At 64.2% G+C, this 18,434-nt stretch carries 18 protein-coding genes; 3 read left to right on the plus strand and 15 right to left on the minus strand.

The features are described 5' to 3' along the window. Position 1 precedes the first annotated feature (1 nt). From DQG18_RS10990 to cobF, 9 genes are all read right to left on the minus strand, one after another. Positions 2-1,126, minus strand: a complete 1,125-nt coding sequence (locus DQG18_RS10990) for a microcin C ABC transporter permease YejB (protein ID WP_116654314.1) — start codon at positions 1,124-1,126, stop codon at positions 2-4. Between the two features lie 98 nt (positions 1,127-1,224). Continuing rightward, entirely contained in the window at positions 1,225-1,935 is a 711-nt protein-coding gene (locus tag DQG18_RS10995) for a phosphatase PAP2 family protein (protein WP_116654315.1), read from the minus strand. Next, positions 1,932-2,696, minus strand: a complete 765-nt coding sequence (cobM, locus tag DQG18_RS11000; protein WP_116654456.1) for a precorrin-4 C(11)-methyltransferase — start codon at positions 2,694-2,696, stop codon at positions 1,932-1,934. The genes DQG18_RS10995 and cobM overlap by 4 nt, the downstream gene beginning before the upstream one ends. Beyond that, complete coding sequence (gene cbiE, locus DQG18_RS11005) at positions 2,693-3,916, minus strand: precorrin-6y C5,15-methyltransferase (decarboxylating) subunit CbiE (protein ID WP_116654316.1); 1,224 nt, start codon at positions 3,914-3,916, stop codon at positions 2,693-2,695. The genes cobM and cbiE overlap by 4 nt, the downstream gene beginning before the upstream one ends. Continuing rightward, positions 3,909-4,670 carry a precorrin-3B C(17)-methyltransferase gene (locus DQG18_RS11010; RefSeq protein WP_116654317.1) on the minus strand — a complete coding sequence of 254 codons (762 nt, stop codon included), beginning with the start codon at positions 4,668-4,670 and terminating at the stop codon, positions 3,909-3,911. The genes cbiE and DQG18_RS11010 overlap by 8 nt, the downstream gene beginning before the upstream one ends. Continuing rightward, positions 4,667-5,401, minus strand: coding sequence for a precorrin-2 C(20)-methyltransferase (locus tag DQG18_RS11015; protein WP_116654318.1), 735 nt, complete (start codon positions 5,399-5,401; stop codon positions 4,667-4,669). The genes DQG18_RS11010 and DQG18_RS11015 overlap by 4 nt, the downstream gene beginning before the upstream one ends. Continuing rightward, a complete protein-coding gene (locus DQG18_RS11020; RefSeq protein WP_116654319.1) occupies positions 5,398-6,030 on the minus strand; it encodes a precorrin-8X methylmutase in 633 nt (210 codons plus the stop codon). Before DQG18_RS11020 ends, DQG18_RS11015 begins: the two co-directional genes overlap by 4 nt. Next, complete coding sequence (locus DQG18_RS11025; protein ID WP_157970109.1) at positions 6,017-7,351, minus strand: hypothetical protein; 1,335 nt, start codon at positions 7,349-7,351, stop codon at positions 6,017-6,019. The genes DQG18_RS11020 and DQG18_RS11025 overlap by 14 nt, the downstream gene beginning before the upstream one ends. Continuing rightward, the gene (gene cobF / locus DQG18_RS11030; RefSeq protein ID WP_116654321.1) at positions 7,348-8,097 is read right to left on the minus strand and encodes a precorrin-6A synthase (deacetylating); all 750 of its coding nucleotides are present in this window, start codon (positions 8,095-8,097) and stop codon (positions 7,348-7,350) included. The genes DQG18_RS11025 and cobF overlap by 4 nt, the downstream gene beginning before the upstream one ends. A gap of 205 nt (positions 8,098-8,302) precedes the next feature. On the opposite strand from cobF, the gene nspC reads away from it, so the two are divergent. The 3 genes from nspC to DQG18_RS11045 all read left to right on the plus strand — a co-directional run bounded on the left by nspC (position 8,303) and on the right by DQG18_RS11045 (position 11,915). Next, positions 8,303-9,409 carry a carboxynorspermidine decarboxylase gene (nspC, locus tag DQG18_RS11035; protein WP_198669745.1) on the plus strand — a complete coding sequence of 369 codons (1,107 nt, stop codon included), beginning with the start codon at positions 8,303-8,305 and terminating at the stop codon, positions 9,407-9,409. Positions 9,410-9,481: 72 nt separating this feature from the next. Beyond that, a complete protein-coding gene (locus DQG18_RS11040; RefSeq protein WP_116654323.1) occupies positions 9,482-10,768 on the plus strand; it encodes a saccharopine dehydrogenase family protein in 1,287 nt (428 codons plus the stop codon). Between the two features lie 340 nt (positions 10,769-11,108). Further along, positions 11,109-11,915: an IclR family transcriptional regulator gene (locus tag DQG18_RS11045; protein WP_116654324.1), complete on the plus strand. Its 807-nt coding sequence runs from the start codon at positions 11,109-11,111 to the stop codon at positions 11,913-11,915. On the opposite strand, the gene DQG18_RS11050 is transcribed toward DQG18_RS11045, so the two are convergent. The 6 genes from DQG18_RS11050 to uxuA all read right to left on the minus strand — a co-directional run bounded on the left by DQG18_RS11050 (position 11,910) and on the right by uxuA (position 18,430). After that, positions 11,910-12,773 (minus strand): SMP-30/gluconolactonase/LRE family protein, encoded by an 864-nt coding sequence (locus tag DQG18_RS11050; protein ID WP_116654325.1) that lies wholly within the window; start codon positions 12,771-12,773, stop codon positions 11,910-11,912. The genes DQG18_RS11045 and DQG18_RS11050 overlap by 6 nt on opposite strands. Next, on the minus strand, positions 12,770-13,375 hold the full coding sequence (locus DQG18_RS11055; protein WP_116654326.1) for a 2-dehydro-3-deoxy-6-phosphogalactonate aldolase: 606 nt from the start codon (positions 13,373-13,375) through the stop codon (positions 12,770-12,772). The genes DQG18_RS11050 and DQG18_RS11055 overlap by 4 nt, the downstream gene beginning before the upstream one ends. After that, positions 13,372-14,289: a 2-dehydro-3-deoxygalactonokinase gene (locus tag DQG18_RS11060; RefSeq protein ID WP_116654327.1), complete on the minus strand. Its 918-nt coding sequence runs from the start codon at positions 14,287-14,289 to the stop codon at positions 13,372-13,374. The genes DQG18_RS11055 and DQG18_RS11060 overlap by 4 nt, the downstream gene beginning before the upstream one ends. 72 nt (positions 14,290-14,361) lie before the next feature. Further along, complete coding sequence (locus DQG18_RS11065; protein ID WP_116654328.1) at positions 14,362-15,804, minus strand: mannitol dehydrogenase family protein; 1,443 nt, start codon at positions 15,802-15,804, stop codon at positions 14,362-14,364. Next, entirely contained in the window at positions 15,801-17,216 is a 1,416-nt protein-coding gene (gene uxaC, locus DQG18_RS11070; RefSeq protein WP_116654329.1) for a glucuronate isomerase, read from the minus strand. Before uxaC ends, DQG18_RS11065 begins: the two co-directional genes overlap by 4 nt. Further along, positions 17,213-18,430, minus strand: coding sequence for a mannonate dehydratase (gene uxuA / locus DQG18_RS11075; protein ID WP_116654330.1), 1,218 nt, complete (start codon positions 18,428-18,430; stop codon positions 17,213-17,215). Before uxuA ends, uxaC begins: the two co-directional genes overlap by 4 nt. Positions 18,431-18,434 lie beyond the last annotated feature (4 nt).

The following is an 18,434-nucleotide window of genomic DNA, read 5'->3' on the forward strand; positions in this document are numbered from 1 at the left end:
TCTAGACCTCCCGCGTCTCGAAATCGATCCGGGGATCGATCCACATATAGGTGAGGTCCGAGATCAGCCCGATGACGAGCCCGGCGAGCGAAAACATGTAGAGCGTGGCAAAGACCACCGGATAGTCACGGTTGAGGACCGATTCAAAGCCTAAGAGGCCCAGTCCGTCGAGCGAGAAGATCGTCTCTATCAGCAGCGAGCCGCCGAAAAATGCACCGATGAATGCGCCGGGAAAGCCCGCGATGACGATGAGCATGGCGTTGCGGAACACATGGCCATAAAGCACCCGGCGTTCGGTCAGCCCCTTGGCCCGCGCCGTCATCACATATTGCTTGCGGATTTCATCGAGAAAGGAATTTTTGGTCAGGAGCGTCGTCGTCGCGAACGCCCCCAGCGCCATCGCCGTGATGGGCAGCGCAAGGTGCCAGAAATAATCCAGCACCTGGAGATGCAAGGGCAGGGTGCTGAAATTGGCCGAGGTCAGCCCCCTTAATGGAAAGATCGACCAGAAGCTGCCGCCCGCAAAGAGGATGATGAGCAGCACGGCGAACAGGAAGCCCGGGATCGCATAGCCGATGATGACCACCCCCGAGGTCCAGAGGTCAAACCGCGATCCGTCGCGTACGGCCTTGGCAATGCCGAGCGGAATGGAAATGCCGTAGGAGATCAGCATCATCCACAGCCCCAGCGAAATCGAAACCGGCATCTTCTCGATGATGAGGTCGATAACGGAGATATCGCGATAATAGGATTGGCCGAAATCGAAGCGGATATAATCCCAGAGCATCTTGCCGAACCGCTCGAGCGGCGGGCGGTCGAACCCGTACTGGCGTTCGAGCTGGGCGATGAACTGGGGCGAGAGCCCCCGCGCGCCGCGATAGGCGCTGGGTTGCGTATCGGTGGTTTCGGCTGCCCCGCTGGTATCGATGCCGCTTTGGCCCGCAAAATCACCCTCGACGGTCCCCGTCACGCGTGAAAGCGCCTCGACGTTCATCCCGCTCATGCGCGCGATCGCCTGCTCCACCGGGCCGCCGGGCGCGAACTGGATGACGAGGAACGAGACGGCCATGATCCCCAACAGGGTCGGGATCATCAGCAAAAGGCGTCGTAGTATATAGGCGCCCATAATCTCTCCCTCGGCTTGCGGCCCGCCGACCTCGATTCACGAGGCGCAGCATGTCGGTTTTTTGGTGGCAGGCCAAGGGCCTTGCGTCCCGGAGCAGATCAGGAATTTCCGGTTGATGGGCGAGAGGATCGCACGATAAAATACGCCGCCGTGCTGCACGCGATCGCCCAGGCGGCACCAAGCGCCCATCCCGCCAGCACGTCGCTGGGATAGTGGACGCCCAGCATAACGCGCGTCACCCCGACAAGCGCCGTCAGCAGGATCGCCGTGCCGACATAAAACCAGCGCAGCCGGCTGCTTTGTGTAAAGCGCGAGAGCAGCGCCCCGATGGTGAGAAAGGTGATCGCCGACAGCATGGCGTGGCCGCTCGGGAAGCTGGCCGACATTTCGGCGGCGATGGTCGAATATTCCGGGCGCGGGCGGGCGAATATTTCCTTCAGCCATTCGCTGAGAGCCGTCCCGCCCAGCACCGAAACCAGCATGAGCAGCGCCGCCGCCCGTTGCCGGGTCAACAGCAGAAAGGCCGTGGCCAGCAGAACGATGATGGTGAGCACCGCAAAGCTGCCCAGCGCGGTGACGTCCCGCACGGCCTCCTGCACGCGGTGGGAGCCGATCATCTGTGATGGATCGTCGGGCGCTCGGAACATCTCGATGATCGCGATATCGAGTGCATGGGTGTCGCTGCCGGTCGCAACCGATGTCATCCGCAGGAAGACGAACAGCAGGGCGCAGCCAAGGGCGACCGCCGCCAGCGCGACATATTCACCCGTGATGAAGGCACGCAGCCGCTTCAGCCAGTCCCCGCTCATCGCCCTTCGCGCCCCCGGAACCGCCGTTGGTAAGCGGCATCGTAAAGCGCGCTGTCTCTAAAATCCCCGAAATCGAGCGTGCGGCCCACGAAAATGATCGCGGTGCGCTCGATCGGGGTTCCCGCGATTTTTGCGACAATGTCGCCCAGCGTTCCGCGCACGACTTTTTCCCTCTCCCAGCTTGCCCACGCAACGATCGCGACCGGGCAATCGGTTCCATAAAGCGGGACCAGTTCGGCTACGACGGTTTCGAGTGCATGGATTGCCAGATGGATGGCGAGCGTTGCCCCGGTCGCGCCGAACCCGGCAAGCGTTTCGCCTTCCGGCATGGGCGAGGCGCGGCCCGATACGCGGGTGAGAACCAGCGATTGCGCCAATCCAGGCTTGGTCAATTCCTGCCCCAGCGCCGCCGCAGCAGCCGCAAAGGCCGGAACGCCCGGCGTCAGCGTATAGGGAATGTCCAGAGCTTCGAGCCGCCGCGCCTGCTCGGCCACCGCGCTCCACACCGAAAGATCGCCCGAATGGAGCCGCGCCACGTCCAGCCCGGCTTCATGCGCCGCCACATATTCGGCCTCGATTTCATCGAGCGAAAGCGGCGCGGTATCGACCAGCCTTGCCCCTTGCGGGCACCAGTCGAGCATTTCCTTTGGAACGATGGACCCCGCATAAAGACAGACCGGACACCGCGCGAGAATATCCCGCCCGCGCACCGTTATGAGGTCCGCCGCTCCCGGTCCCGCGCCGATGAAATGGACGGTCACGATGCTGCTTCCTTGGCCCAGGCCCATTGCGTGACCGGCATGGCGGGTTTCCAGCCGCTCATCGATCCCAGCGCTTCGGCGCGGGTGATCTGGATGCGGACGAGCTTTCCACCCATCTGGCCGTGGAGCAGGGCGAGCAGCGCCTCCATCTCCAGCGTCACCGCATTGGCCACCAGCCGACCGCCGGGCCGGAGCGCCGCGATGGCCGCATCGATCACCCCGTCATCGGTTCCACCGCCGCCGATGAAGATGGCGTCCGGCTGCGGCAACCCCTTGAGCGCTTCAGGCGCGCAGCCGGTCTTGAGCGTCAGCCCCGGCACACCCATTTGCGCCGCGTTCCGGGCGATCCGGTCAAGCCGTGTTGCATCGGCCTCGATGGCGATGGCGCCAAGCGAGGGGTCGGCCAGCATCCATTCGATTCCCACCGAGCCCGAACCCGCCCCGATATCCCAGAGCAATTCTCCTCTTCGCGGCGCGAGCGCCGAAAGCGTCAGCGCACGGATTTCACGTTTGGTGATCTGCCCGTCATGGTCGAAAAGACCGTCGTCGAGCCCCGGCGCAAGCGGCAGGATGCGCGCATCCTCTCCGGCAGCAACCTCGATCGCCAGAACGTTCAGCGCATCGGCCTTGCCCAGATCGAACCCGGCGGCGGTGGCGTGCCTGATCTTTTCACGCGGGCCCCCCAGCGCTTCAAGCACGGCAAGCCGGCTTCCCCCGAAACCGCTAGTGGCGAGAAGTTGCGCGATCTGTTCCGGGCCATGCCCGTCCGAGGTCAGCGCCAGGATTTTCCGTCCCGGATGCAGGTGCCGCCGCACCAGATCGACGGGCCGCCCATGGAGCGACAATACGGTCACGTCCTGTAGGCCCCACCCCATCCGCGCGGCAGCCAGCGAAAACGCCGACGGCGCGATGATAACCACCATTTCCGACGCCGGAACTCGCCGCGCCAGCGTTGCGCCGATCCCGAAGTGGAACGGATCGCCGCTCGCCAGAACGCACACCCGCTTGCGCCCCCGCAGCCGCACCACTTCCTCGATCGAGGTTTCGATGGGGCTTTGCCAGCGCCGTTTTTCCGCAAGGTTGAGCCGGGAGACCAGTTCGAGGTGCCGCACCCCGCCGAATACGATTTCCGCGTGGGCGATGAGACTCTTGGTGAGATCGGTGAGCCCGTCCAGCCCGTCCTCGCCGATCCCCACGACTGTCAGCCAGCGCTCAGCCATGGGCGGGCACCGAGCGCGGCGTATAGAGGAGGGCAGGGCGCTCGCCCCGTTCAACGATGCGCGTATGGACGTTGCCGATGATGATGCAGGTCGCCATATCGGCCATCTCCGGCCTCGCTCCGTCGAGCGTCGTCATGGTGATACGCTCGTCGGGCCGCCCCGCCGCGCGCCCGAAGACAACCGGAATCTCCATGGGCAGAACCGCGCGCAAGATATTGAAAGCCTCACCCAATTGGTGCGGCCGCGCCTTCGAGATCGGATTGTAGAGCGCTATGGCAAACCCCGCCTCGGCGGCCAGCCTCAGCCGCTTTTCGATCACGTCCCATGGCTTGAGGTTATCCGAGAGCGAAATGGCGCAAAAGTCGTTGCCCAGCGGCGCGCCCACCCGCGCGGCAACGGCGAGCATCGCGGTGACCCCCGGCACGACGATCAACTCCACCTCGCGCCACGCTGCCGGTCCCTTATCGATCGCTTCGCAAACTGCGGCGGCCATCGCGAACACCCCGGCATCGCCGCCCGAGACCATCGCCGCGGTTTCGCCCTCAGCCGCCATATCGAGTGCCGCGCCCGCACGCGCCAGTTCCTCGCGGTTGTCTGATGCCACGGCCTGCTGGTCGGCGCGCAGATCCAGCCGGTCGAGATAGGGCTTGTAGCCGAAAAGATGCGTTGCCGCCGAGATTGCCTCGCGCGCCTCGGGTGTCATCTGCCCGGGGGCGCCCGGCCCGGTCCCCACAACGAACAGCCGCCCGCTCATGGCCGTCCCGCCCAGCCGGGAACGAGGACCACCGAGAAGTAGGGGGCAGGGGCATCGTTGCGCCCCGCCAGCGGCATGACGGCGGCATCGCTCATCGTGCCGCGCTCGACATAGACCGCCCCTTCGAGCTTGCCCGCCCCGGTCAGCGCCTCACGAATCTTGGGCAGGTTTCGCCCCACCTTCATGATCGCCGCCGCCTCGGTGCCCTTGAGCTTTTGCGTCAGGGCTTCGAGAGAAAGCGTGCCGGGCAGAACGGTGAACACATCATCGCCCTGCATCAGCGGCAGGCCAGCGTCCGACCAGCAGCCCGAAAGGCTCGTCACCCCCGGTATCACCTCGGTTGGATAGCGGTGGGCCAGCCGCACATGAATGTGCATGTAGGACCCGTAAAACAGCGGATCGCCCTCCGAGAGCACCGCAACGCTGCGTCCGGCATCGAGATGGTCCGCGACCTGTGCCGCCGCATCATCGAAGAACCCGGCGATTGCCCCGCGATAACCGGGCTCTTCGCGCGCGATCTCGGTCGTCACCGGATAGGGCAGCGGCAACTCGATCGCATTGTCCGGCCAGTGCGCCGCAACGATGCTCCGCGCATTGCCCTTGCGCCCGGCCTTGAAGAAATGGGCGATGACGTCCGCTTCCCCGATGGCCCGCAGCGCCTTGAGCGTCAGCAATTCAGGGTCGCCCGGGCCCGTCCCGACGCCGATCAGGCGTCCCGTATTCTTGCTCATATACCCGGCCTTGCCAGCGCGTTGAGTGCCGCTGCCGTCATGGCGCTGCCCCCGAGCCTGCCTTCGACGATCGCAAAGGGAACGCCATAGGAGTTTTCAAAAAGAGCCTGTTTGGATTCCGCCGCACCCACGAACCCAACCGGCATCCCGATGATCGCCGCTGGTTTGGGCGCGCCATCGCGCAGCAATTCGAGCAACTGGAACAGCGCCGTGGGCGCATTGCCGATGGCGACCACCGATCCCGCCAGCCGGGGCAGCCAGATATGGAGAGCCGCCGCCGAGCGGGTCGTCCCGTAATCTTTTGCCAGATGAGGCGTTTCGGGGTTGTTGATCTCGCAGATGACGTCGTTGTTTGCGGGCAGGCGCGCCCGCGTCACCCCGCGCGCCACCATCTCCGCATCGACAAAGATCGGCGCCCCGCCAACGAGCGCGCCACGCGCCGCTGCAACGAAACCGTCCGAGAACCGGAAGAACCGCGCCGCCTCGACCATCCCGCAGGCATGGATCATCCGCACGGCGACATCCGCCTCCTCGGACAAAAAGCGCGAAAGTTCGGCCTCCGCCCTGATCGTGGCGAAGCTCTGGCGATAGATCGTCTCGCCATCGCGGATATAGTCATATTGCGTCATGGCGCTCCAGGAACTCCAGCGTCGTTTCGCCCGACTTTCTTCCCTCACGGATTCGCCGGGCCAGCAAGACGAGCCCGGCTTCAATAGCCCTAGGATCGAGCCTTGCAAACGGCTTTTGTGCCGCGCCCCGATAGATCGCCAGATCATTACCCGCAAGCACGATGCCGGGCCGCCCGGCATAAGCGCACCCCTTGGCGCATGTCGAGACATGCAGATGGACCGAACCATCCATCAGATCCGGCGCCGCCCCGGCAAGCGCCCGCGCGACGTCCGCCGCATGGATAACACCCCCTTCCGCCGCCTCGGCCCCCGAGCACAGCGGGAATCCGGGAGCGCCGAACCTGAGCGCGGCAAGGGCAGGCGTAAGAGCTTCGGAGGCCCCGATCAACACCAGCGTCCGCCCCGGCGCCGGGCGAGCCTCGGCAACGCCATGCGCGTCCATGAGATGTGCCAGTTCTACGAGTTGCTCTCCCCCGGCCTGCCCAAATGGCAGTCCGGTCCGCAGGGCCTTCATATCCGACTTGAGAGCGAATACGGCGTTTCTGGCTGGCACCGCAGGACCCCTCACCCCCAACCCCTCTCCCTCAAGGGGAGAGGGGGGCTCGTAAGCCGAGACATCCACGGAGTCCCCTTCTCCCCTTGAGGGAGAAGGTGGCCGGAGCGAAGCGGAGGTCGGATGAGGGGTGCTGCGGTGTTTCGGCCATCGCGGAGTATCCCCATATCCAAGATCACTCCCCCGTGCTCTCGGCCCAAGCATCTGTAGCCGCCCGAGTACGTCAGCGATGGCGGCAGGAACCTTATCTTCGGAGAGCGTGCCGACGGCTTGCCCGCCGGCCATCATCTCCCAACCATCGGCATGAGCGGTCAGCCGAATATCCGCCTTGAGCCCCGAGAGGCACACCTGGCCGCCGCTATCGAGAACGATCGAGAGTTTGGGCGACAACGGCCCGTCAGCCGCCGCCCTTTCACAAGCAGCGCCGATCCGGTCCGTCAGCAATCGCGGATCGCGGATTTCTTCCGGGTCCTCCCCCGCAATGGGCGAAATCTCGATGGCAACCCCCGTCTTCGCCTCGATCCCCGCCGCATCCATCGACGCCCGGAAATCGCCTTCCGTCTCCCGCGTCAGCCCCCGCACCTGAACGCTGCCGCGCGCCGTGATCTCGACCCGCCCGTTTCCGAACGTCTCGGCGGCCCGCCCCAAAACGCCCATTTGCGCGGGCGTCAGCCCATGGGCCGGGCGAAACCGTACCAGCAATCCGTCCGCAACCGCCATCGGTGCGGCAAGCGTTGGGCAGGCGCCGCGCGGGGAAGGGGGATTCAAAGGGCCCTCCGCAACAGGTAAACGTCCATGATCCATCCATGCGCCGCCCGTGCTGCGTCGCGCGCCACCGCGATCCGGTCCGCCACCTCGGCTAGCGGGCCTTCTATCAGCACCTGTTTTTCCATGCCCAGATAGGCCCCCCACCAGATACGAAGCCCCGCCGGATCGATATGGGCAAAGCTCTTCTGGCCGTCGAGCATCACGACGACGCTGTCGACCCCGTCTGGCCAGCCCTCGCGCAGCTTGCGGCCCGTGGTGATGGTCACCGGGTTGCCGATCGTGTTGAGCGGGATGGCAAACGCCGCCGTCAGGGCCTGAATGGCGGTGATGCCCGGCACGACCTTCACAGAGAACGCAAAGTTCTCCGTCCGCACCCGTTCGAGAATGCGCAGCGTGCTGTCATAAAGCCCCGGATCGCCCCAGACGAGGAACGCCCCGGTCTGCCCCTCGCCCAGCGCACCGATCAACTCACGATAGCGCCCGGCAATTTCCGCGTGCCAGTCATCCACCCCGGCTTCGTATCGAGGGTTGGCCGCATCCCGGACGGGAAGCGGAAACTCCATGATACGCGCCGAAGCCCCCGCATGCCGCGCGCAGATCTCCCGGCGCACCGCCGCAAGCTCGGCCTTCTCGTCTCCCTTGGTGGGAACGAACACGATATCGGCCCGCGCAAGCGCTGCCACGCCTTCAAGGGTCATGTGATCGGGATTGCCCGTGCCGATGCCGATAACGAGAAGTTCGCGCATATGCGTCTTTTGGGTCCGGATGCCGGAGAAGTCAAAGGGTGCGCAGCCTCGACGCAAAAGCCCGGCGAAGCCAGCGCGGGAAAAGCTATGATGCGAGGAAAAAAAGATTCTTCCCCAACCACTTGTGCACCCTCCTTACATTCATTAAATCAGCCCCGTCCACACCATCCGGCCTGACCGCCGCAAGGAGGTTCGATCGCAAGAATTGACGCCACAGACGCCTTACTACCTGCTCGACAAATCGGTACTTCTCCGAAACCTGGAAAAAATATCGTATTTGCGTCAGGCTTCCGGCGTAAAATGCGTCCTTGCGCTCAAGGCCTTCGCCACGTGGTCCGTGTTCGACCTGATGCGGGAACACATGGACGGCACCACGTCCTCATCGCTCAATGAAGTCAGGCTCGGCCGGGAGAAATTCGGCGGCGAGACCCATGCCTATTCGGTCGCCTGGGCCGATCACGAGATCGACGAGGCGCTCGCCCTTTCCGACAAGATCATCTTCAATTCGGTCAGCCAGTTCGAGCGTTACGCGCAAAAGGCCGAGGCGCTGGGCAAGCCGGTCGGGTTGCGGCTCAACCCCGGCATCTCCCATTCGCACTTCATCCTCGCCGATCCGGCCCGCCCATTCTCGCGGCTGGGCGAGTGGGACATGGAGCGCATAAAGCCGGTTCTTGACCGGCTCTCGGGCGTGATGTTCCACTTTAACTGCGAGAACGACGAGTATGACAGCCTCGATGCGCTGCTCACGCAGATCGAGGAGCGCTACGCCGATATTCTTCATAAGATGGAATGGGTTAGCCTCGGCGGCGGAATCCGTTTCACCAATGACGACTACCCCATCGACAGGCTCGCCCAACGCCTCAAGGCCATGAGCGAGCGCTATGGCGTCCAGCTCTATCTCGAGCCGGGCGAGGCGTCGGTCACAAAGTCGACCACCCTTGAGGTTACCGTTCTCGATACCGTCTTCAACGGCAAGCACGTCGCTATCGTTGACTCATCGACCGAAGCCCATATGCTGGATTTGCTGATCTATAGCGAGCATGCCAGCGTGGCCCCCAATACCGGGCCATACACGTATATTGTCTGCGGCAAAACCTGTCTTGCCGGAGACATTTTTGGAGAGTTCCAGTTCGAGACCGAGCTCAAGGCCGGGGACCGTATCTCGTTCCTCGATGCTGCCGGCTACACCATGGTCAAGAAGAACTGGTTCAACGGGGTCCAGATGCCGTCTATTGCGGTACGTCACCTGGACGGACAGGTGGAACTCGTCCGCGAGTTCACGTTTGAGGACTACGCGCAGAGCCTTTCGTGACTGGGTTGAGACCCCGATGACGACAGACTGGCGTAGCTTGGTTCAACTTCTCAAAAAGGTGTTACGTGCGAAGTGAAAAAGAACGTTCTGATTATCGGAGCCGGAGGTGTGGCGCAGGTCGTCGCCCATAAGGCCGCAATGGCAAATGACGTGCTGGGCGACATCCACATCGCCTCGCGCACGCTCTCCAAGTGCGAAGATATTGTCGCAAGCGTCCTCGAAAAGAAGTCGCTCAAAAAACCCGGCGTCATCAGGGCCCATGAGCTCGATGCCCTCGACGTCGAGGCGACAAAGGCCCTGATCGCGAAAACGCGGTCCCAGATCGTCATCAATGTCGGTTCCGCCTTCATCAACATGCCGGTCCTCGAGGCCTGCATCGAGACCGGTGCCGCCTATATCGATACGGCCATCCACGAAGACCCCGCCAAGATTTGCGAGACGCCGCCCTGGTATGGCAACTACGAATGGAAGCGGCGCGAGCGGTGTGAAAAGAAGGGCGTTACCGCCATTCTGGGCGCAGGGTTCGATCCGGGCGTCGTCAACGCCTATGCGGCGCTGGCGGTCGAGGAATATTTCGATACCGTCGAAAGCATCGACATCATCGACATCAACGCGGGCAGCCACGGGAAATATTTCGCGACCAATTTCGATCCCGAGATCAACTTCCGCGAGTTCACCGGCAGGGTCTACACCTGGCAGGACAACGAGTGGCAGACCAACAAGATGTTCGAGGTCAAGCGCACCGACGACCTGCCGGTCGTGGGCGAGCGCACGTCCTATCTCACCGGCCACGACGAGATCCATTCGCTTTCGCAAAATCTCGACGTGCCCAACATCCGCTTCTGGATGGGTTTTGGCGAGCACTACATCAACGTCTTCACGGTCCTCAACAATCTCGGCCTTCTGTCCGAAAAGCCGGTCGTGACCGCCGAGGGGCTCGAAGTCGTGCCGCTCAAGGTGGTGAAGGCCGTGCTGCCCGATCCGTCCTCGCTGGCGCCCGAATACGAGGGCAAGACCTGTATCGGCGATCTGGTCAAGGGCACCAAGGATGGCGTCGAGCGCGAGGTGTTCATCTACAACGTCGCCGACCACAAGGACGCCTATAACGAGGTCGGCTCGCAGGGCATCTCCTATACCGCCGGTGTGCCGCCGGTCGCCGCCGCGATCCTCATCGCCAAGGGCGTCTGGGACGTCCACCGGATGGTCAACGTCGAGGAACTGCCCCCGCAGCCTTTCCTTGGCCTTTTGAACCAGATGGGTCTCCAGACCTCGATCCGCGATGAAAACGGCGAACGCGACCTGTCCTTCGAGGGCTGGGAAGCAAAGCACGCCGCCGGAAAGGCCACCGCGCGCCGGTAGAGCCTGCATCGGGCACCGCAGCACCCCTCACCCCCAACCCCTCTCCCGCAAGGGGAGAGGGGGCTCGTGGGGCGGATGAGGGGGGCAGCGATGCCTGCCACGTTCTTCAATGCCCGCTGCCAAAAAGACCGTCCGTGCCGAAAAGCGCGGGCGGCTTGCCTTTTTGGCAATGGCCTTGTGAGTGCCGACTGTCTAGGCCATGCTCATAACACTTAACTGTCACCTCGGCATTCATTGCCGGGGTCCAGCCGGAGCGTTCAACAAGCGCCGACGCGCGTGGTGGCATCGCACTGGATTTCGGCAATGAATGCCGGAATGACATCGGGGAGAGGTGAGCCATATGGATACCAGCGCCACACCCAAGGAAAAGCGCTCCGGCACCGTCCAGTCGGTCGAGCGCGCGCTCGCCATCCTTTCGGTTCTCGGCGATGATGAGGAAGGCTATCGCCTGACCGATCTCGCCCAGCGCACCGGCCTTTCCATTTCCACCGTCCACCGGCTCCTGACCACGCTCGAACAGCACCGTTTCGTCCAGTTCGACCGCTCGGAAGGCACATGGCATGTGGGGCGCGCCGCGTTCAGGGTCGGCTCGGCCTTCGTGCGCCAGCGCAATTTCGTGGCGCCCGCGCTGCCCATCCTGCGGCGCCTGCGCGACCAGACGCGCGAAACCGCCAATCTGGGCGTCGTCGACGATGGCGAGGTGGTGGTGCTGACCCAGGTGGAAAGCCGCGAGATCATGCGCGCCATCACCCGGGTCGGGGGCAGGGCGCCCATGGTTTCCTCGGGCATGGGCAAGGCCATTCTCTCCACCTATGGCGACAACGATGTCGATGCGGTCATCCGCCGGTATGGGATGCGCAGATTGACCGAGAAGGCGATCACCGTCCCCTCGATGCTCAAGGCCGATCTGGCCGAAACCCGCAGGCGCGGCTATGCGGTCGATGACGAAGAGTATGTCGTCGGCCTGCGCTGCGTTGCCGCCACGGTCTACAACCATCAGGCCGAGGCGCTGTGCGCCATTTCCGTTTCCGGCCTCACCGCGCGCGTCACCGAGGATCGGGTCGAGCGCATCGGCGCGCTGGTCGCCGATGCGGCGCGCGAGTTGACCGGCATCGTCGGGGGCACGATGCCGGGCGCCAATCTATAGGACGACCTGATATTCGGGCAGGCCGCGCCCCACACCATCGGCGCGGTACACCATGCCGCTTTCGGGGAACTGCGCGATGGCCTTGATGTCCATATTCTCACGCGCCGTGGTGATATAGAGCGCTGAAAGATCCGCCCCGCCAAAGGCCGGGCAGGTGACCTGCGGTACGGGGACCTTGATCTTTCTCACAAGCTTTCCCGCCCCGTCATAGGCCGCAACGCACGATGCGCCCCACTGCGCGATCCAGATCAGCCCTTCGGCGTCGATCACCGCCCCATCGGGGTTGAGTTTATCCGCGCTGAAATCGATATGGACCGACGGATCGCCCGAGGGCCATCCCGTAGCCGGATCGAGCGCCACCTGCATGACCTTGTGGGTTACCGTGTCGGCAAAGAACGCCCGTGAGCGGTCGGCGGCAAAGCAGGTGGCGTTGGGAATGGCGATCCCGCCAAACAGCTTGCGCAACTCGCCCTTGTAAAAGCGATAGAACGCGCCCGCGTCTTTGGTCGGTGTCTTGCCCATCGTGCCGATCCAGAACCCGCCCCAGGGGTCCGCGCGCCCGTCATTGCAGCGCGTGTCGGGATTGTCGGCTTCGAGCGCCACGAGCTTTTCCCGCGCGCCGGTCGTAACGTTGAAGCGCCAGAGCCCCGTTTCCGTGGCGATGAGCAGGTGATCCTCATCGATCCATCCCGCTGCCGACCCATATTCGCCAAGGTCCCAGGACTGGCGGCCGCGCGCATCCCGCGTATGCAGCTTGCCGCCCAGAATGTCGAACCAGAAAAGCTGCTTGCGCAGGGGATGCCAAAGCGGACCTTCCGCCAGCGCCGAAATGCGGTCGTCATATACCATGCTTGTCATGCCATTACCTCGTCATAGGCTGCCACCAGCCTCTGCGCGCGTTCTTTGACGTCCCCGGCGCTGAGGCCGGGCTTGTAAATGGCCGTGCCGATCCCGAACCCGTTCGCCCCGGCCTCGCGCCACTGCGAAAAATTGTCCGCGCCGACCCCGCCCACCGCATAGACGTCCCGGTCAGCCGGCAGCACCGCGCGCAGCGCCGCCAGCCCCTCGGGCCCCATGGTGAAGGCCGGGAAGATCTTCAGCCCGTCTGCCCCCCCCCGAAGGGCCGCGAAACATTCGGTGGCCGTAAAGACGCCGGGATAGGATGCCAGCCCCAGCGCCTTGGTCCGTTCGATGACCCCGGTGTCGCAATTGGGCGAAACGATCAGCTTGCCGCCCGCATTGGCAACGTCCTCGACCTCGCCCGCCGTCAGCACCGTGCCCGCCCCGATCAGCGTGTCGGCGCCGAACCGCTCGGCCATCATCGTAATGCTCTCAAGCGGACGGGGCGAGTTGAGCGGAACCTCGATCCGTTCGATTCCCGCCCCGATCAGCACTTCGGTAATGCCCAGCGCCTCCTCCGGCGTGATCCCGCGCAGAATGGCGATCAGCTTGCGGTTCATTTGCTGCCTCCGTGCAGTTGATTATAGGCGGAAGCGAGCCCCGCCAGCGTCATCCCTTCGCCCTCGATCTGCTCGGCCTTGCCCCCAGCCACCTCGATGGCCTCGGCGTAGCGCTTTCCAAGCCCCGAGGCGCCGATCACCACGACAGGTCCGGTTTCCCAGTGCTCGCGCGCCGCCGCCAGTTCCAGGCCCAGCACGATGCCCGAAAGCCGTGCCCGCGCCGCATCCGGCGCGAGCCCATGCAGCAGCGATTCCGCCCGCAGCCGGAACAGTCCGCCCATGGCCGCTGCCGGTTCGGCAAGGCTTTCCCTCAGCGATGATCTGAAGGCGCTGGCGTCCCAACCATCACCGGCAACGCTGTGGCGAAGCACCGATTGCTTCGAGAGCAGTCCGAACACTTCTCCTGACATATAGGTCGAAAATCCCGTCACCTCGCCGCCCGCAATCCGGGCCCATTTGCTGTGGGTGCCCGGCAGCACGATGTTACCCGCAAAGCCGGGGTTGTCCGCCAGATACCCCGCGATCTGCGTTTCCTCGCCACGCATGACGTCGGCGGGCTGCTCCTGCATCAATCCGGGAAGGATCGAGACGCGGATGCGCGGATCGGTTCCTGGAACCAGCAGCGCATCGCTCCCCGCCGGAGAGCAGGGCACCGCGCGATAATCCGCCTCCATCCAGCCCTGCCGTGCGCCGACCATGCCACAGGCGAGCACGTTGGTGATACGATCCTCATCGAGCCAGTTTCCGACGAGCGCCAACAACGCATCCTCGAACTGATCCGGCTTGAGCCGCCCCATGCCCTTATCGGATTCCCGCATGGCAAGCGGCGTCCCGTCCCGGTCCATGGCCCAGGCCCTCAGGTTCGACGTGCCCCAGTCGACGGCGATCCACTCGGCGGTGACCGTTGCGGCCATGAAAACGTCCCTCCCTCGCAATCCCGAGTGGAACCTACACCGGGGGCCGCCAGGTTTGAAGCCGTTAAGGGATTATATCAGTTCGGCTTTCACGGCCACGCGGGGATCATCGGCAAGGAACCGGCCCAGTGCGCGCACGACGAGGTGGAACCAGGCGGGGTTGTGCCGGAGCTCGTCGGGCACGAAGCCCGGCAGTTCCGAAAGCGCGGCGGCAATGGCTTCAGCGCTTCCGTCCGCTGAGGCAAGCGCGCGGGCTATTTCCGTCTCACGTGGATCGCGCAGCGCGTAGGTCTCGCCATCGGGCTTTCGCCCTTGCGCATAGGCCATCCACGACGCTGTCGCAAAGGCGAAGGGCTCAAGCGGCTGGTTGCGATCCATGGCCATCAGCGCCGCCTGAAAAATGCGTGGCGGCAGCTTTTGCGAGCCGTCCATGGCGATGCGATAGGTCTCGTCGGCCATGGCCGGATTGGCGAAGCGGGCGAAGAGGTCTTCGGCGTAGGCGGCAAGGTCTATCCCCGGCACGGGCGGCAGGGTCGCCGCGGCGGCATGCACATGCCTGCGCACCAGCGCTTCGAGATCGGGGTCGGCCATCACGTCGCGCACATAGCGGTGCCCGAGCAGGAACCCCGTATAGGCGAGCAGCGAATGGGTGCCGTTGAGCATCCTCAGTTTCATCAGCTCGAACGGGCCCACATCGTCCACGAACAGCGCCCCGCCCGCTTCCCAGTCGGGCCGCCCGGCGCAGAACGCGTCCTCCACCACCCATTGGATGAACGGTTCGGCCTCGGTCGCCGCCTTGTCCTCGACGCCGAGCGTGCGGGCGACATCGGCAAAGGTTTCCTCGCGTGTCACCGGCGTGATGCGGTCCACCATGGTCGAGGGGAAGGTGACGGTTTCGGCAATCCATTGCGCCAGCGCCGGGTCAACCCGTTGCGCCATGTCCATAACCAGCGTGCGGATCACCGCCCCGTTGTGGGGAAGATTGTCGCAACTGAGCACCGTGAAGGGGCCGACGCCGCTTTCCCGGCGCGCCCGCAGCGCCGCCGTTATGAGCCCTGCCGCGCTCGCTGGCCGGGCAAGACCATCGGCCAGATCGGCTGCGATGGCGGGATCGTCCGCCCCATAACCCTTTTCGGTGATGGTAAGGCTCACGATCCGCGTTTCCGGCGCCGCGAGCAGTGCCATCAGCCGCTCATGTTCCTTCGGGGCGAGGATGACCCCGGCGACCGACCCAACGATCCGCATGACCGGGTTGCCGGGCGCGCGCTCCACCAGCGTATAAAGCCCGTCCTGGGGGTTGAGCTGTTCGGCAACACCCGCCGAACGCAGGCTCACGCCCATGATCCGCCAGTTGCCGCCCTGTGCAGCCAGCGCATCGTCGGTATAAACGGCGATATGCGAGCGCATGAAACCGCCGGGGCCCAGATGCACGATACCCGTCCCGTGCGCCTGCGGCGTATAGGCGGGCAGGGTGGCCTTGCCCGACAACCCTTCAAGACTGGAAAGTCGTGTCATTTCAGATTGTATGCCTTCCTGGCTGCACCGTGGCACATATATGCAGCGATCTCTCTGGCATGGCTATGCGAAATCCGGTGCTCGCTGGCAAGGTGTGCGAGGAACCGGCACACCTCGCGCCGCCAGACATCGTGCCGCGCGGGGATGGAGAGCAGCGCGCGGGTATCGTCATTGAAGCCCGCAAGGTTATGAAAACCGGCGGTTTCGTGCACGGCGTCGAGATAGCGCCTGATCCCGTTGGGGCTGTCGTGGAACCACCAGGGCGGCCCGATCATCACCGAGGGCCAGTATCCCGCAAGCGGCGCAAGTTCGCGCGCATAGGTCGATTCGTCGAGCGTAAAGAGAATCAGCCGGAATTTCTCCGCATTCCCGAAACGTGCCAGCAGGGGCGCCAATCCGTCGACGAAATCGGTCCGGCACGGGATATCGGCGCCAAGGTTGGGGCCGTATTCGGCCAGCAGCGCCGGGTCGGTGCTGCGCCGGACACCGGCATGCAGTTGCATCACCATGCCGTCCTGGGCTGACAGCGCCGCCATCTCCGTCAGCATCTGCGCGCGGAACTGCCCGGCTTCCTCCGTGCCGATCGCCCCGCTCAGCGCCTTGTCGAGCAGTGCCTGCTTTTCGTGGGCTACAAGGTCCACCGTCCGCGCCGAAGGCACGCCATGATCGGTTGCGGTGGCTCCGTATTCGCGGAAAAAGGCGCGACGCACGCCATGCGCCCGGATCATTCCATCCCATCGGCTCGTGTCCTCGCCGGTCATTTCGCCAAAGCGCGCCAGATTGGCGGCAAAGCCGGGCAATTCGGGGTCGGTCACATCATCGGGTCGGTAGGTGGTGCGGATGCGCCCGATGAGCCCCTTTTCCTTGAGCACGCGGTGGTGTTCGAGCGTGTCGAGCGCGAATTCGGTCGTTGCGATGACTTCCACCCCCGCGCGGTCGAGCACCGCCATGGGCCGCAGCGCCGGGGTTTTCAGCCCCGCATCGATAACGTCGTAGATGCTGTCCGCCGTTTCCGCCGAAAGCGGCTCGGAGATGCCAAAGAACATCTCCAGCGAATGCTCGATCCAGAGCTTTGAGGGTGTGCCCTCGAACAGATGCCAGTGGGAACAAAAGAGTCGCCACGCCTCCCGTCCCTCTGCCACCGGCGTGCCATCCTTGCGGAGAACCCCCAGCTGGTCGTAGGAAATTCCCGCGCTATGCAGCATCCGCAACACGTAATGATCGGGCGTGAGGAATAGGCTCGCGGGGTCGGCGAACGCCGTATCCTGCGCAAACCATGACGGATCGGTATGCCCGTGCGGGGAAACGATCGGCAGGTCCTTGACGCCCTCGTAAAGCTCACGCGCCAGCCCGCGCACGTGTGGTTCGGCGGGAAACAGCCGGTCGGGATCGAGGAAGGGTACCCCGCTCATCGTGCAAGGCCATAAACGGAGTGTTCGAGTGTCCGCATCACGCCTCGCAACTCGGCTAGCCCCTTGAGCCGCCCGATGGTCGGGTAGCCCGGCTGCGCCTTGCGGTGGAGGTCATCGATGATGTCCTGTCCGTGGTCGGGCCGCATCGGAATCTGGTGGTCGGCGCGGCCCTCGGCCTTGCGCCGCGCTTCCTCGCGGATGATGGCGGCAATCAGCGCGATCATGTCGGTATTCCCGTCAAGGTGCTCGTCTTCATAGAACGATCCGAATACGGCATCGGTCTCGCGTGTCACATTGCGCAGATGCAGGAAATGCACCCGCGGCCCCAGCCGCTCCATCATCCCCGGCAGATCGTTGTCCGCCCGCGCGCCGAGCGAGCCCGAGCACAGCGTGATCCCGCTCGCCGGGCTGTCCACGGCCTCGAGGATACGCACGTAATCGGCTTCCGTCGACATGACGCGCGGCAGGCCCATCAGCCCATAGGGTGGATCGTCGGGGTGGCAGCAGAGGCGCAGCCCCAGCCGTTCGGCGACGGGTACGACTTCCGAGAGAAAATCGATCAGATGGCCGCGCAACCGGTCGGGCGAAATATGCCCGTATTCCGCCAGATGCTCCCTCACTTTTTCCAGCGTCAGGCGCGTTGCATCGCCCGGCAGCCCGAACATGACGTTTTGCGTCAGCGCAAGCCGCTGCGCCTCGCTCATCTGATGGAACCGCTCTTCAGCCCCGGCAACGATCTCGTCCGGAAATTCCGACGCGGCCTCCTTGCGCTTGAGGATGTGGATATCGAACGCGGCAAAATCGATGAAATCGAACCGCATGCAGGTGCCGCCATGGGCAACGCGAAAGGCAAGGTCCGTGCGCGTCCAGTCCAGTACCGGCATGAAATTGTAGCAGACCGTCTCGATACCCGCCGCCGCGATGTTTTCGAGGCTGATCCTGTAATTGGCCACATGATTTCGCCAGTCGCCGGTCCGCTTCTTGATGTCTTCCGAGACGGGAAGGCTTTCGACCACCTCCCAGGCCATGCCGGACGGCGCGCCGGAGCCGGTGTGGGCTATCTCCGCCTGCCGCCGCGCGATCTCCTGCGGTGTCCAGACTTCGCCATAGGGGACATGGTGCAGGGCCGACACCACGCCCTCGGCACCCGCCTGCATAACGTCCTCTATTCTCGTCACGTCCTTGGGCCCGAACCAGCGCCAGGTCTGCCGCATAACT

It is taken from the genome of Pelagibacterium sediminicola (genome assembly GCF_003390885.1).
Classification (GTDB): domain Bacteria; phylum Pseudomonadota; class Alphaproteobacteria; order Rhizobiales; family Devosiaceae; genus Pelagibacterium; species Pelagibacterium sediminicola.